The 12,584-nt window shown below is 73.9% G+C and carries 11 protein-coding genes and 1 pseudogene; 9 read left to right on the plus strand and 3 right to left on the minus strand.

Annotation, left to right across the window (positions count from 1 at the left end; genetic code table 11):
* Positions 1 to 13: 13 nt before the first annotated feature.
* A complete protein-coding gene (locus tag ABZ810_RS38915; protein ID WP_358411929.1) occupies positions 14 to 415 on the minus strand; it encodes a limonene-1,2-epoxide hydrolase family protein in 402 nt (133 codons plus the stop codon).
* Positions 416 to 474: 59 nt separating this feature from the next.
* On the opposite strand from ABZ810_RS38915, the gene ABZ810_RS38920 reads away from it, so the two are divergent.
* From ABZ810_RS38920 to ABZ810_RS38955, 8 genes and pseudogenes are all read left to right on the plus strand, one after another.
* Complete coding sequence (locus ABZ810_RS38920; RefSeq protein WP_358411930.1) at positions 475 to 3,603, plus strand: BTAD domain-containing putative transcriptional regulator; 3,129 nt, start codon at positions 475 to 477, stop codon at positions 3,601 to 3,603.
* Positions 3,604 to 3,680: 77 nt separating this feature from the next.
* On the plus strand, positions 3,681 to 5,273 hold the full coding sequence (locus ABZ810_RS38925) for an MFS transporter (protein ID WP_358411931.1): 1,593 nt from the start codon (positions 3,681 to 3,683) through the stop codon (positions 5,271 to 5,273).
* A gap of 30 nt (positions 5,274 to 5,303) precedes the next feature.
* The gene (locus ABZ810_RS38930) at positions 5,304 to 6,230 is read left to right on the plus strand and encodes an SPFH domain-containing protein (RefSeq protein WP_358411932.1); all 927 of its coding nucleotides are present in this window, start codon (positions 5,304 to 5,306) and stop codon (positions 6,228 to 6,230) included.
* A gap of 3 nt (positions 6,231 to 6,233) precedes the next feature.
* A pseudogene (locus ABZ810_RS38935) lies at positions 6,234 to 6,425 on the plus strand (hypothetical protein); the annotation flags it as partial.
* A 156-nt stretch (positions 6,426 to 6,581) separates the two neighbouring features.
* Positions 6,582 to 7,205 carry a GPP34 family phosphoprotein gene (locus ABZ810_RS38940; RefSeq protein ID WP_358411933.1) on the plus strand — a complete coding sequence of 208 codons (624 nt, stop codon included), beginning with the start codon at positions 6,582 to 6,584 and terminating at the stop codon, positions 7,203 to 7,205.
* Between the two features lie 136 nt (positions 7,206 to 7,341).
* A complete protein-coding gene (locus ABZ810_RS38945) occupies positions 7,342 to 8,802 on the plus strand; it encodes a DHA2 family efflux MFS transporter permease subunit (protein ID WP_358411934.1) in 1,461 nt (486 codons plus the stop codon).
* A gap of 83 nt (positions 8,803 to 8,885) precedes the next feature.
* Positions 8,886 to 9,521 (plus strand): redoxin domain-containing protein, encoded by a 636-nt coding sequence (locus tag ABZ810_RS38950; protein WP_358411935.1) that lies wholly within the window; start codon positions 8,886 to 8,888, stop codon positions 9,519 to 9,521.
* Positions 9,522 to 9,567: 46 nt separating this feature from the next.
* Complete coding sequence (locus tag ABZ810_RS38955; RefSeq protein WP_358411936.1) at positions 9,568 to 11,088, plus strand: hypothetical protein; 1,521 nt, start codon at positions 9,568 to 9,570, stop codon at positions 11,086 to 11,088.
* A gap of 3 nt (positions 11,089 to 11,091) precedes the next feature.
* Here ABZ810_RS38955 and ABZ810_RS38960 read toward each other — a convergent pair whose 3' ends face one another.
* A complete protein-coding gene (locus tag ABZ810_RS38960) occupies positions 11,092 to 11,580 on the minus strand; it encodes a cupin domain-containing protein (RefSeq protein WP_358411937.1) in 489 nt (162 codons plus the stop codon).
* 31 nt (positions 11,581 to 11,611) lie between these two features.
* Positions 11,612 to 12,019 (minus strand): organic hydroperoxide resistance protein, encoded by a 408-nt coding sequence (locus tag ABZ810_RS38965; protein ID WP_358411938.1) that lies wholly within the window; start codon positions 12,017 to 12,019, stop codon positions 11,612 to 11,614.
* 97 nt (positions 12,020 to 12,116) lie between these two features.
* Here ABZ810_RS38965 and ABZ810_RS38970 point away from each other — a divergent pair, with 97 nt between their 5' ends.
* Positions 12,117 to 12,572, plus strand: coding sequence for a MarR family transcriptional regulator (locus ABZ810_RS38970; protein WP_358411939.1), 456 nt, complete (start codon positions 12,117 to 12,119; stop codon positions 12,570 to 12,572).
* Positions 12,573 to 12,584 lie beyond the last annotated feature (12 nt).

A 12,584-nucleotide genomic window follows, 5' to 3' on the forward strand; every position in this document is an offset into this window, starting at 1 on the left:
GGGGTGGGCGGGGTCAGCGGACCTTGCCGAGGAGGGCGGTGACGGCGCCGCGGGCGGAGGCGGCGAGGAAGGTGGCCCAGTCGAAGTAGTCGCGCCACAGGGTGATCTTGCCGTCGTGGACCTCGAAGGTGCCGCACACCCAGAACTCGGCCCGCCAGGCACCGGCGACCAGGACGTCGGTGCGCTCGGTCAGCACGACCGGCCCGTTGGCGGCGATGTTGTGGATGCGGGCCTCGAACCCGCTGCCGTAGCGGCCCATGGCGCGCAGCGTCTTCTCGACGGCCTTGATGCCGCGCGCGGGCGGCAGCGGGACGTTCTGGTAGACGATCCCGGGCGCGGCGTAGGTGAGCGCGTGGTCGATGTCGAGGGCCTCGAGCGCGGAGAGGAAGTCCTGGACGGTCTCGATCTCGGACATGGGCGTCCTCCAAGGCGTGGGTTTCCCTCACGCTAGTGGAGTCCGCCACAATCATGACCATGCGGTTCGGCATTCTGGGGCCGGTGGAGGCGCGCCGGGACGGGGAGCCCGTGGCGGTGGGCGGACCCCGCGTGCGGGCCCTGCTGGCGATGTTGCTCCTGGACGCCGGGCGGCTGGTGGGCAACGAGCGGCTGATCGACGGGCTCTACGGCGAGGAGCCGCCCGCGGGCGCCGCCAACGCGCTCCAGTCCCAGGTCTCGCGGCTGCGGCGCGGGCTGGGCTCGGCCGATCTGGTCGAGGGCCACGCGGCGGGCTACCGGCTGGTGGTCGATCCCGAGGACGTGGACGCGCACCGGTTCGAGCGGCTGGCCCGGGAGGGGCGGCAGGCGCTCGGGCGCGGCGATCACGCGGGCGCGGCCGGGGCGCTGCGGGAGGCGGCCGGGTTGTGGCGCGGGCCCGCCCTGGCCGACGTGCCCTTCGCCGGCGCCCGGGCGGCGCGGCTGGAGGAGCTGAGGGCCGGGGCCGTCGAGGATCTGGCCGAGGCCGAGCTGGCGCTGGGCGAGTACGGCACGATCACCGCGCTGCGGGAGCTGGCCGCCGAGCATCCGCTGCGCGAGCGGGCGCGCGGGCTGCTGATGCGGGCGCTGTACGCGACCGGGCGGCAGGCCGAGGCGCTGGCGGTCTACGAGGACGTGCGGGCGGTGCTGGCCGAGGAGCTGGGTGCCGATCCGTCGGCCGAGCTGGCCGGAGTGCACCTGGCGATCCTGCGGGGCGAGGCGGAACGTCCCGAGGCCGCCGCCCCGGCGGCCCTGACGGCGTTGCCGGCGCAGCTCACCACGTTCGTCGGGCGGGACGAGGAGCTCCGGCGGGTCGGCAAGCTGCTGGCGGACGGGCGGCTGGTCACGCTGCTGGGGCCCGGCGGCACCGGCAAGACCCGGCTGGCGATCGAGGCGGGCGCGCGCGAGCAGGGCGAGGTGTGCTTCGTCGATCTGTCGGCCGTGGTGCAGGGAGCGGAGCTGCCCCAGGCCCTGCTCAACGCGCTGGGCGTGCGCGAGCACGGGCTGCAGGCGGGGCCGCGGGAACGCGCGGAGCCGATCGACCGGCTGCTCGGGGCGCTGAGCGGGCGGCGGCTGCTGCTCGTCCTCGACAACTGCGAGCAGGTCGTGACGGACGCGGCGCGGCTGACGCACCGGCTGCTGAGCGCCGCCCCGGAGCTGCGCGTTCTGGTGACCAGCCGGGAGGCGTTCGGCATCACCGGCGAGTCGATCATGCCGCTGCCGCCGCTGGCGCTGCCGCCGGAGGGCGCGCCGCTGGCGGACGCGCTCGGTTTCCCGGCGGTGCGGCTCTTCCATGACCGCGCGGCGGCGGTCCGGCCCGACTTCGCGATCACCGAGGCCGAGCTGCCCGCCGTCCTGCGGATCTGCGCGGCTCTCGACGGGCTGCCGCTGGCGGTCGAGCTGGCGGCGGCGCGGCTGCGCTCGCTGCCGGTCGAGGAGATCGCGGCCCGGCTGGGCGACCGGTTCCGGCTGCTCTCGCGCGGCGACCGCACCGCCGCGCCGCGGCACCAGACGTTGCGCGCGGTCGTCGAGTGGAGCTGGGAGCTCCTGGAGGAGGACGAGCGGGCACTGGCGCGGCGGCTGACCGTCTTCGCCGGCGGCTTCACGCTGGAGGCGGCCGAGAAGGTCTGCGGCATGCCCGCGTACGAGGTGGACGATCTCCTCGCGAGCCTCACCGACAAGTCGCTCGTGCAGGCCGGCGGCGGGCGGTACCGGATGCTGGAGACCATCCGCGCCTTCGGTGCCGAACGGCTGGCCGAGGCGGGCGAGGACGACCGGCTGCGCCGGGTGCACGCCGCGTACTTCCTCGGCCTCGCCGAGACCGCCGAGCCCCGGCTGCGCTCCGGCGGGCAGCTGGAGTGGATGGCGCGGCTCGGCCGGGAGCACGGCAACCTGCGCGCGGCCCTGCGCTGGGGGGTCCGGGAGGATCCGGACACCGCGATGCGCCTGGTGAGCGCGCTCTCCTGGTACTGGTGGCTGCGCGGTGTGCGGGGCGAGCTGGCCTCTCCGGCGGCCGAGCTGCTGCGGCGGTACGGCACCGAGGCGCCGGAGGGGATGGAAGAGGAGTACGTGTTCTGCGTGATCAACGCGGGCGCGGGCGGCGTGCTGGGCGACGCGACGGCCGACTACAAGCGGGCCGCCGATCGGATCATGGACTACACCTCCATGACCGCGCTGCCGCGCCGGGTGAGCCTGCTGGTCCTGTGGGCGATGTCCAATCCCATTCCCGGCCGTGAGGAGATCGACGAGCGGCGGCAGCAGCTGATGCTGAGCGCGGACCCGTGGATGCACGCGCTGGACGGCTTCAGCAACGGCTACCAGCAGCTCTTCAGCGGCGAGATCGAGCCGGCGCTCGCCGCGTTCGAGGAGTCGCTCGTCCGGTTCCGCGCGCTCGGCGACCGCTGGGGCATCGCCAACACGCTCGACGGGCTGGCCATGATCGCCGAACTGCACGGCGATCTCGGCCGCACGCTGGAGCTGATCGACGAGGCGTACGCGCTGGTCGCGCAGCTGGGCGTGCCCGAGGACATGGTCGACCTGCTCTGCCGCCGCGCCGAGATCCTGCTGCGCCGCGACGACCCCGAGACGGCGCGGGCCGAGTACGAACGGGCGGTCGAGATCGCCGTCCGGGCCGGGTCGCCGCGCAAGGTCCGGGCGGCGCGGGCGGGCCTCGGCGACGTGGTGCGGCTCGGCGGCGACGCGGGAGCCGCGCGCGCCCTCTACGAGGAGGGGCTGAGCGGCGCGGAGTCCGACTGGGGATGGAGCGCGGAGACCGGGGCCCGCGCCCGCCTCGGCCTGGGCTGGGTGGCGCTCGGCGAGGGCGACCTCTCCCTGGCGCGCTCGCACCTGTTCGCCGCGCTCGACTCCGAGTTCGAGAACGTCTACGGGCAGACGGTCGCCGAGGTGGTGGCGGGCCTGGCCGCGATCGTGCTCCGCGAGGGGGACGCCGAACGCGCCGCCACGCTCATCGGAGCGACCGGTGCCGTCCGGCCGTTCGCCGGGCACGCTCCGGACATCATCAGGGTCACCGCCGAGGTCCGGGAGGCCATGGACGGCGCGGCGTTCGAGCGGGCCCACGCGCGCGGCACAGCGCTGACCAGGGAAGAAGCGCTGGCGCTCGCCCGCGCCTGACGCCCGCCGGCCGGGGCGGCGCGCGGCGGTCAGCGGACGGTGCGCGGACGGTCAGCGGGCCCTTCCACGCTGACCGCATGAACTCCTCGGCCGGCGCTCCGGCGCTCTCTCCAGCCCGCAAGTGGGGCACGTTCGCGATCTGCGTCCTGGTCGCGCTCGTCCCCAACATCGACCTGACCGCGCTCAACCAGGCGATCCCGCACCTGACCGCCGACCTGAACCCCTCGTCCACCCAGATCCTCTGGATCGCCGACGCCTACGGTTTCGTGCTCGCCGGCCTGCTGATCACGATGGGCGGCGTCGGGGACCGGATCGGCCACAAGAAGCTCCTGCTCATCGGCACCGTGCTGTTCGCCGGCGCGTCCGCGCTCACCGCCTACGCGCCGACCGCCGAACTGCTGATCGCGGCGCGGGCGCTGCTCGGCGTGGCCGGGGCGACCCTCATGCCGTCCGCGCTCTCGCTGCTGCGCCGCGCGTTCACCGATCCCAAGGAGCGCACGGCGGTGGTCGGCGTCTTCTTCGGGATCGCCGGCCTGGCCGTCGGGCTCGGCCCGGTGGTCAGCGGCGCGCTGCTCGACCACTTCTGGTGGGGCGCGGTCTTCATGATCAACGTCCCGATCATGGCCGTGGCCCTGGCCGCCGGGGTGGTCGTGCTGCCCGAGTCGCGCACGCTGGTGCCCGGCCGGCTCGACCTGCCCAGCGTGCCGCTGTCGATCGGCGGGATCCTCGGCCTGGTGTACGCGATCAAGGAGGCGGCGGTGCACGGCGTCGCCGAGCCGAAGGTCCTGGTGGCCGCGGTGGCCGGGGCGGTCGCGCTGGCGTTGTTCGGCGTCCGGCAGACCCGGCTGGCCGAACCGCTGATCGACGTGCGGCTCTTCCGCCGCCGCGCGTTCACCGGCGCCGTCAGCACCACCATGTTCGCGATGTTCGCCCTGGTGGCGCAGTCACTGATCTTCTCGCTGTTCTTCCAGCTCGCGCTCGGCTGGTCGCCGCTGAAGGCGGGTCTGGCGGGCCTGCCCGGCGCGGCGGGCGCGATGGTCGGCGGCGCCGCGCTCGCCCCGCCGCTGATCGGCGTGCTGGGCCGGGCCCGGGTCGCGGCGGCGGGGCTGCTGATCTCGGCCGCCTCGTTCGCCGGGTACCTGACCGTCGGGCTGGACACCGGCTACCTGGCGATGGTGCCGCTGATGGTGTTCTCGGGCGTCGGGATGGGCCTGGCGATGACGGTCACCGCCGACACCGTGCTGGCGTCGGTGCCCAGGCGCCGGTCCGGCGCCGCGTCCGCGATCTCCGAGACCGCGAACGAGCTGGGCGCCGCGCTGGGCATGGCGGTCCTCGGCAGCGTCCTGAACGCCGTCTACCGCGACTCCGTCGAGCTTCCCGCCGGCCTGCCCGCGGACGCCCGGCACGCCGCCGCCGACTCGCTCGCGGGCGCCGTGCACGTCGCGGCCTCGCTCCCGGCCCGGCTCGGCGAGCAGGTCGCCGGCGCCGCCAGGGTCGCGTTCGTGGACGGCATGCACGCCGCGCTCGCGTGCAGTGCCGTGTTCGCCGCGGCCATCGCGATCGCCGCGCTGTTCACGCTGCGGCACGTTCCCAAGGTCATTCCCGAGCTCGTCGACGGCGAGGAGGACGAGGGCGCGGAAGGCGAGATGGAAAAAGTGATATCACTTTGATAGTTTGAAGCCATACATGAAGGAGGCACCATGACCGAGCCGAACCTCGACCCCGCCGCCCAGGTGGACATGCCGGCCCCGCAGATCTCCGAGCGCCCCGCGCGCGACACGAGCGGCTGGCCCATGGTGGGACTCGCGGCGGTCCTCATCCTCGGCGCGGTCGGGATCATCATCCTGGGTGTGATGGGCGACGGTGCCGCGCGCGTCACGCTGATCACGGTCGGCGTCGTCCTCGAGCTGGCGGGCTGGGTGATCGCCGTGGGGCTGACCCCGGTGGCGCCGAACGAGGCGCGGGTGCTCCAGCTGGTGGGCGCCGGCTACGTCGGCACGGCCCGCACCGCCGGGCTGCGCTGGGTCAACCCGATCACCGAGCGGCGCCGGGTCTCCACCCGCATCCGCAACCACGAGACCGGGCTGGCCAAGGTCAACGACCTGGACGGCAACCCGATCGAGATCTCCGCGGTCGTGGTGTGGCAGGTGCAGGACACCGCCCGGGCCATCTTCGAGGTCGACGACTTCGTGGAGTTCGTGGCCTTCCAGACCGAGGCGGCCGTCCGGCACATCGCGGGCAGCTTCCCCTACGACTCGGCCGAGCGGGTCTCGCTGCGCGAGAACGCCGACGAGATCACCGGGCAGCTCTCGGAGGAGATCTCCGCCCGGGTCGCCTCCGCCGGGGTGAGCATCATCGAGTCGCGCATCACCAGCCTGTCGTACGCGCCGGAGATCGCGCAGTCGATGCTCCGCCGCCAGCAGGCGGGCGCGGTGGTGGCGGCCCGCAAGCAGATCGTCGAGGGCGCGGTGGGCATGGTGCACGCCGCCCTCGAACGGCTGGACGAGCAGAACGTGGTCGAGCTCGACGAGGAGCGCAAGGCCGCGATGGTCAGCAACCTGCTCGTGGTGTTGTGCGCCGACCGGGACGCGCAGCCCGTGGTCAACGCCGGTTCGCTCTACCAGTAGTCCGTGGCCTCCGAGCGCAAGAAGGTCCTGCTGCGCCTCGATCCCGCCGTCCACGACGCGCTGGCCCGGTGGGCGGGGGACGAGCTGCGCAGCACCAACGCCCAGATCGAGTTCCTGCTCCGCCGGGCGCTGGCCGACGCCGGCCGGATGCCCGGCGACGCGGGACGGATGCGGCGCCCCGGGCGGCCGGCCAAGGCCTCCCCGGACGCCGGACCGAGCGCCGCGACGCACGACCCTCCGGACGCCCCGCCCGATCCGCCGTCCGCCCGGCGCCCCGAGGCGGCACCCGATACCGCGGCCGCCGGGCCGCCCGAGACAATCGACACTGAGGACGCGGACGAGGAGTAGCTCATGGTCGACGTGCCCGATTCGCTGCCGGCCCGGATGTTCCTGCTGGCGTACGACCTCAACAAGCAGCGGCTGACGGCCCGCTCGCAGCTCGGCTACGTGCTGCGCGGCGCGGCCCTGACCGAGCTCTACCTCGACGGGCGCCTGGCCGAGCGGGGCGACAAGCCGTACACCGACACCGACGGCGCCGACCCGTACGGCGTGCTCACCCAGATCTCCGGCTCGCGCCCGCACTCCTGGCAACACTGGGTGCGCAAGGACCACCGCGCCATCGTGCGCACCGTGCGCGAGGAGCTCGCCCGCGACGGCTGGATCCGCGTCGAGTCGCGGCGCGTCCTCGGGGTCTTCCCCTCGACCCGGATCACCGTGCGCGACCCGCGCGTGGTGAAGGCGCTGTGGGGCGGCGCGTCCTCGGCACTGCGCGGCCGGCCGGTCGCGCACGCCAACAGCTGGGACGCCGCCGCGGTCGCGCTGGCCGCGGCCGGCGACCTCAAGACGGTGCTCCCCAAGTCCGACCGGCGGCGGCACCGGCGCCGCATCGACGAGCTGACCGCGCGCAGCGGCCCGGCGCCGCACGCCGTGCGCAAGGTGATCCGGTCCCAGCGCGCCGCCGAGGCGGCGGGCTGATCCCGGCCGGCCGGCTCCGGGGCGGGCGGCCGGTTGACATCCCGGGCACTCACGGGAAAGGGTGGAATTGATCTAGAACGCCGCTCTAGTACGGCTGACGTGCTGGATCGTCGCGTTCCGCCGACCCGGGAGAGGCGTGTCCGAGGGATCCGGGGCCTGGCGGGTGCTCTCGGTCGTCACCCTCGGCACCCTGCTGCTCGTGGTCAACATGACCACGCTCAACATCGCGCTGCCGGTCGTGGTGGGCCACTTCGAGGCGGGCGCCTTCGCGGCGAGCTGGCTGGTGCTGGGCTTCATGCTGGTGCAGACCTCGCTCCTCATGGTCTTCGGCCGCATGTCGGACGTCTTCGGCCGCCGCCGCATGTACCTCGCCGGCCTCTCCCTCTTCACCGTGGCCTGCCTGCTCTCCGGCTTCGCGCCCACCATCGAGGTGCTGATCGCGCTTCGCGTGGTGGCGGCGTTCGGCGGGGCGGTGCTGCTGGCGAACGGGACGGCGATCATCGCGCACGCGTTCGGCCCCAAGCGGCTGAGCGAGGGACTCGGCGTCTACTTCGGCGTGCTCACCGCCGCCCCGCTGATCGGCCCGTCCGCCGGTGGGCTCCTGGCCGAGGCGGCCGGATGGCAGTGGGTGTTCTGGTTCAACGTGCCGTTCGGGCTGGTCGCGCTGGTCTGGGCGGCGTGGTCGCTGCCGCGGGTGCCGCCGGGCGCGAGCGAGCCGATCGACGTGCTGGGCGCCGTGCTCCTGTGCGGCTGGCTGGGCGGCCTGATCCTCACGCTGTCGGAGGGCGGCTCGCACGGCTGGACCACCCCGGTCTCGCTCGGCGGCGCCGCCGCGTTCGCCCTCCTGCTGCCCGCCTTCGCGGTGCGCCAGCGCCGCGCCCGCCACCCGCTGGTGGACGTGCGGCTCTTCGCCGACCGGCATTTCACGCTCGCCAACCTGGCGGCGTTCTGCAACAACATCGGGCGGGTCGGCAGCGTGCTGCTGATGGCGCTGTTCCTCCAGGCGGTCAGCGGCATGACCCCGGCGGAGGCGGGCGTGGCGGTGCTTCCCGGGCCGCTGGCGGGCATGGTCGCCGCACCGATCGGCGGTTTCCTCGGCCGCCGCGTGCACGCGCGCACGATCGCCGCCGCCGGGTCCGCGGCCGCCACCGCCGGGATGCTCGTCGCCCTGCTCGTCATCGACGAGGACACCCCGTACGCGCTCATCGCGCTGTCACTGATCCTGGTGGCCGTCGGCAGCGGCGTCTTCACCACCGGCAACACCTCCGCCGTCCTCGCCGCGGTCCCGTCCGACCGGCTCGGCGTGGTGAACGGGCTGCGGATGACGCTGCTGAACGTGGGGAACGTGATGGGCGCGGCGTTGTGCCTCATGCTCGCCAGCTCGGCACTCGATCCCGCCGACCGGCGCCTGCTCTACGGGGGCGCCGCCGCGGGCCTCTCCCCCGCCGAGCTGGGCGGCCTGGTGACCGGGTACCACCGCGCGTTCGCCGTGCTGTTCGCCGCCTCGCTGATCGCCACCCTCGCCTCCCTCACCAACCGGCGCCTCTCCGCCCCGGCGGACGACAAGGACGCCCAGGCTGATGACAAGGACGCCTAGCGAAGGGTTTTGACCCCGTCACGCCCCGCCCATGTCACCGCTTCGCGAGAACCCCCGGCGCCCTGGCTGGCTAGCCTGGCCTCATGCGAGAGCTCCCTGTGACGGTCGCGGTGACCTTGGCGTTCGCACTCGCGGGTTGCGGCGGCGGCACGGACGGTGACGGCGCGGACGGCGGCACGCCGACCGCGGGTCCGTCGTCCACCGCCGGCACGCCGGGGGCCGCGTCGCCGGGAGCAGGGTCTCCAGGAGCGTCGCCGGGAGCAGGGTCTCCAGGAGCAGGGTCTCCGTCGGCGCGGCTGCGTTCGCTGCCCGCGCCGCTGAAGTTCGAGGCGACGACCCTGGACGGCAGGCCGTTCACCGGGGGCAACCTCGCCGAGCAGCCCGTGGTGTTCTGGTTCTGGACGCCGTCGTGCGCCGGCTGCCAGGAGGAGGGCAGGGCCGTCGCGGCGGCGGCCCGCGAATACCAGGGCCGCGTCACGTTCGTCGGCGTCGCCGGGCGCGACCGGAGCGGGGAGCGGCCGGGCCGGTTCGTCACGCGCACCGGCACCGGCGGCATCACCCAGCTCGACGACCGGTCCGGCGGCCTGTCCGAGCACTTCGAGGTCACGTCCCGCCCGTCGTTCCTGTTCATGAGGCGGGACGGCTCCGCCGACCGTGCCGCCGGGCCGCTCGGCGCCGAGACGCTGGACGAGCGCGTCCGGGCGCTCGCGGGCGGCTGACGAAAAGCCGGTGCCCTGAGCGAGGAGATCGCCCTACAGTGTCCGGATGTTTCGCAGACATCAGAAAGGGCGGCCCATCTCAATCTTCGACCACCTCCGCGCGCACGTCCGGGAGGACGGCCCCGGGCTGCGGGAGGGCGGCGAGACCCTCCCCGACGAGGGCACGGGACGTATGTGGGCGCCGGGCGCTCAGGACGGCGTGCTCATCTACCACTGGCGCGGCTCGGCCGAGCCCGCCGAGGTCGACCGTGTGCTGGCCGCAGTGACGGCCGCCACCGGCTCGGATCAGGAGTCGGAGCAGGAGTACGACGCGCTGGTCGACGCCGTGCGCGAGGCACGAATGATCTCCATGGTGGACGACCTGCTCGACCGGGTGCGGGAGTCCGGGCTCCCCCCGGCCGAGGTCTACGGCCTCGGTCACCGGCTGGCCACCGAGGCGCACGACCGGGAGGCGGTCAAGCTCGGCATCGCACTGCTCGGCCTGTTCTCGGCAGGCCACCACCGCGACGAGCTGATGACGCTGGCCCGGCACGACGAGTTCACGATCTTCGCGATGGTGGCGCTGGCCAACCGCGACGACGAGGCCGCGGTCGAGGCCGACCTGTGGGCCCTCGCCCGCGACGTGCGGGGCTGGGGCCGCATCCATCTGGTGGAACGCCTCGCCTCCACCGCCGACCCGCTCATCCGCGACTGGATCCTGCGGGAGGGTTTCCGCAACGACGTGATGAACGAGTATCTCGCCGGCGTCGCCGCGCGGGCCGGTGACCTGGCCGGGCGGCTCGCCGACGCGCCGGACGACGACCTGCTGATCGCGGCCGCCGACATCTTCGACGCCCTGTGCGAGGACGGCGGGCCGACCCAGGGCATGGCCGGGTACGACGACGGCGAGCGCGCCGCCGGGCTCTTCCTCGGTCACATGGCCGACCGCGCCGACGATCTGCGCCACTACTTCGCGGTCCGTTCGATCCGGACCTACGCGGCCGACCACTGGCCCCACCTCGAGCCCGGCTGCGCCGAGATCCTCGAACGGCCGCTGTGGTCCGACCTGGCCCGGCTGGGCCTGACCGCGACGGACGACGGGGAGTTCAACAGGGCCGCGCGGGCCTGCCGCCTGCTGGGCGTCCCGGCGCTGCGGGCGCACCTGTCGAGGGTGCGCCGCGATCCGCTCGCCGCGCATCACTGGGCCTTCGCCCTGAAGGAGGCGGACGAGGACACCGTCGGCGAGATCGTGGAGCTGGCGGTCTCGCTGCTGCCGCTCGACGAGATCGCCTCGGGCCCCACCGAGGAGTCGGGGCTCGGCCCGGGGTTCCGGCCTCACCTCAGCCTGGACGCGTGCCTGCCCGCCCTCGGCCGGTGGCCCGGCGTCGGCTGGCCCCTGGTCGCCGCCGGGCTGGCCAGCCCGGCCGTCAGCAACCGCAACACGGCGATCCGCACGCTGGCCGCCTGGGACGGCGAGCACTGGCCGGCGGGCGCGCGGGACGCCGTCGTCCGGGCGGCCGCCCGGGAGCCCGTCGCCGAGGTGCGCGAACGCCTGGCGATGTTGCTGGACGGTCAGCCCGTGGAGTGACGGTCAGACCATGTACTGGTCGTGGCGGAGGTAGATGTCGGTCCACTCCTCCTCGGTGAGGGCCCGGCCGCTGGCCGCCACCTCCGCCAGCTCCTCGAAGTAGCCCTCGCGCGGCGCGCCGGGCGCGAAAAGGATCAACATCGACGCCGGTCCCTCCGGGTTGCGGAACGCGTGGATCCCGCCCGGAGGGACGAAGAGGAAGTCGCCGGGGGACGCGTTCACCCACGCGTCGCCGTCGTAGAGGCCGACGACCCCCGACAGCACGAAGAACGCCTCGGACATGGTCTTGTGGAAGTGCGCGCCCGGCCCGCCGGGCTTCTCCCCCATGTCCCAGCGGTAGAGGCCGTACTGCCCGTCCGTGGATCGCCCGGTCGCCAGGTAGTGCACGTTCGTGCGCCCGCCGATCACGAGGTCGGGCGCCGTGTCGCCCTTCCAGAGCGTGCCGCTCACCTCGCCCTGGTCGGCGTGGTAGAGCTCGCGCGGATACGACATGCGTCCTCCTCGTCGAGGGCCCGGTCGTGTCCTATTCGATCACGAGGTCGACCGGAATGTTGCCGCGGGTGGCGTTGGAGTACGGGCAGACCTGGTGCGCCCGCTCGATCAGCTCGCGGCCGCCCTCCAGGTCCTCGGGAAGCTCGACGCGCAGCACCACGCTGAGCCCGAAGCCCTCCTCGACGCTGCCGCCGATGCCGACCTCGGCGGTGACCGAGACGTCCTTGACGTCCTTGCGCTCGGCGCGGGCCACCGCGCCCAGCGCGCTGGCGAAGCAGGCGGCGTATCCGGCCGCGAACAGCTGCTCGGGGTTGGTGCCCTCGCCGCTGCCGCCCATCTCCCGCGGCGGTGCCAGGCGCAGGTCGAGGCGCCCGTCGGAGCTGACGGCACGGCCGTCCCGGCCGCTGGCGGTGGCGACGGCGGTGTAGTGGGTGCTCATGATGTCTCCCTCGTCGATCTCGCTCGTGGATCTCGGCTGCCTTCAAATTCAACTTAGCACAATTCAATTGCACACAACTAAGTTGTATGATGTGAACATGACCACGGCCTCCGACGAGCTGCTGCGCCTGGACAACCAGGTCTGCTTCGCCCTGCACGCGACCTCGCGCGCCTTCGACGCGATGTACCGCCCGCTGCTGCGCGACCTGGACCTCACCTACCCGCAGTACCTGGCGATGCTCGCGTTGTGGGAGCACGGCACGCTGACCGTCAAGGAGCTCGGGCTCGTGCTGCGCCTCGACTCGGGCACCCTCTCGCCGCTCCTCAAGCGGCTGGAGGCGGCGGGGCTGGTCCGGCGCGAACGCAGCGCGCGGGACGAGCGCTCGGTGATCGTCACCCTCACCGCCCAGGGCGAGGCGCTCAAGCGGAAGGCGGCCGCCGTGCCGCGGCGCGTCCTCGACGCCACCGGCCTCGGCCCCCAGGAGCTGGTCGAGCTGCGCCGTTCCCTCGAACGCCTCACCGCCGCCCTGGACGCCGCCGGCAGCGCCGACTGACCTCCGGCCAGG

The sequence above is a fragment of the Spirillospora sp. NPDC047279 genome, assembly GCF_040643285.1.
Classification (GTDB): Bacteria; Actinomycetota; Actinomycetes; order Streptosporangiales; family Streptosporangiaceae; genus Spirillospora.

Bases quoted from the DNA above. Each gene is read 5' to 3' on its own strand.
- ABZ810_RS38950 (WP_358411935.1), top strand. From the start codon at position 8,886: ATGCGAGAGCTCCCTGTGACGGTCGCGGTGACCTTGGCGTTCGCACTC.
- ABZ810_RS38930 (WP_358411932.1), top strand. From the start codon at position 5,304: ATGACCGAGCCGAACCTCGACCCCGCCGCCCAGGTGGACATGCCGGCC.
- ABZ810_RS38915 (WP_358411929.1), bottom strand. From the start codon at position 415: ATGTCCGAGATCGAGACCGTCCAGGACTTCCTCTCCGCGCTCGAGGCC.
- ABZ810_RS38920 (WP_358411930.1), top strand. From the start codon at position 475: ATGCGGTTCGGCATTCTGGGGCCGGTGGAGGCGCGCCGGGACGGGGAG.
- ABZ810_RS38925 (WP_358411931.1), top strand. From the start codon at position 3,681: ATGAACTCCTCGGCCGGCGCTCCGGCGCTCTCTCCAGCCCGCAAGTGG.
- ABZ810_RS38970 (WP_358411939.1), top strand. From the start codon at position 12,117: ATGACCACGGCCTCCGACGAGCTGCTGCGCCTGGACAACCAGGTCTGC.
- ABZ810_RS38965 (WP_358411938.1), bottom strand. From the start codon at position 12,019: ATGAGCACCCACTACACCGCCGTCGCCACCGCCAGCGGCCGGGACGGC.
- ABZ810_RS38955 (WP_358411936.1), top strand. From the start codon at position 9,568: ATGTTTCGCAGACATCAGAAAGGGCGGCCCATCTCAATCTTCGACCAC.
- ABZ810_RS38940 (WP_358411933.1), top strand. From the start codon at position 6,582: ATGGTCGACGTGCCCGATTCGCTGCCGGCCCGGATGTTCCTGCTGGCG.
- ABZ810_RS38960 (WP_358411937.1), bottom strand. From the start codon at position 11,580: ATGTCGTATCCGCGCGAGCTCTACCACGCCGACCAGGGCGAGGTGAGC.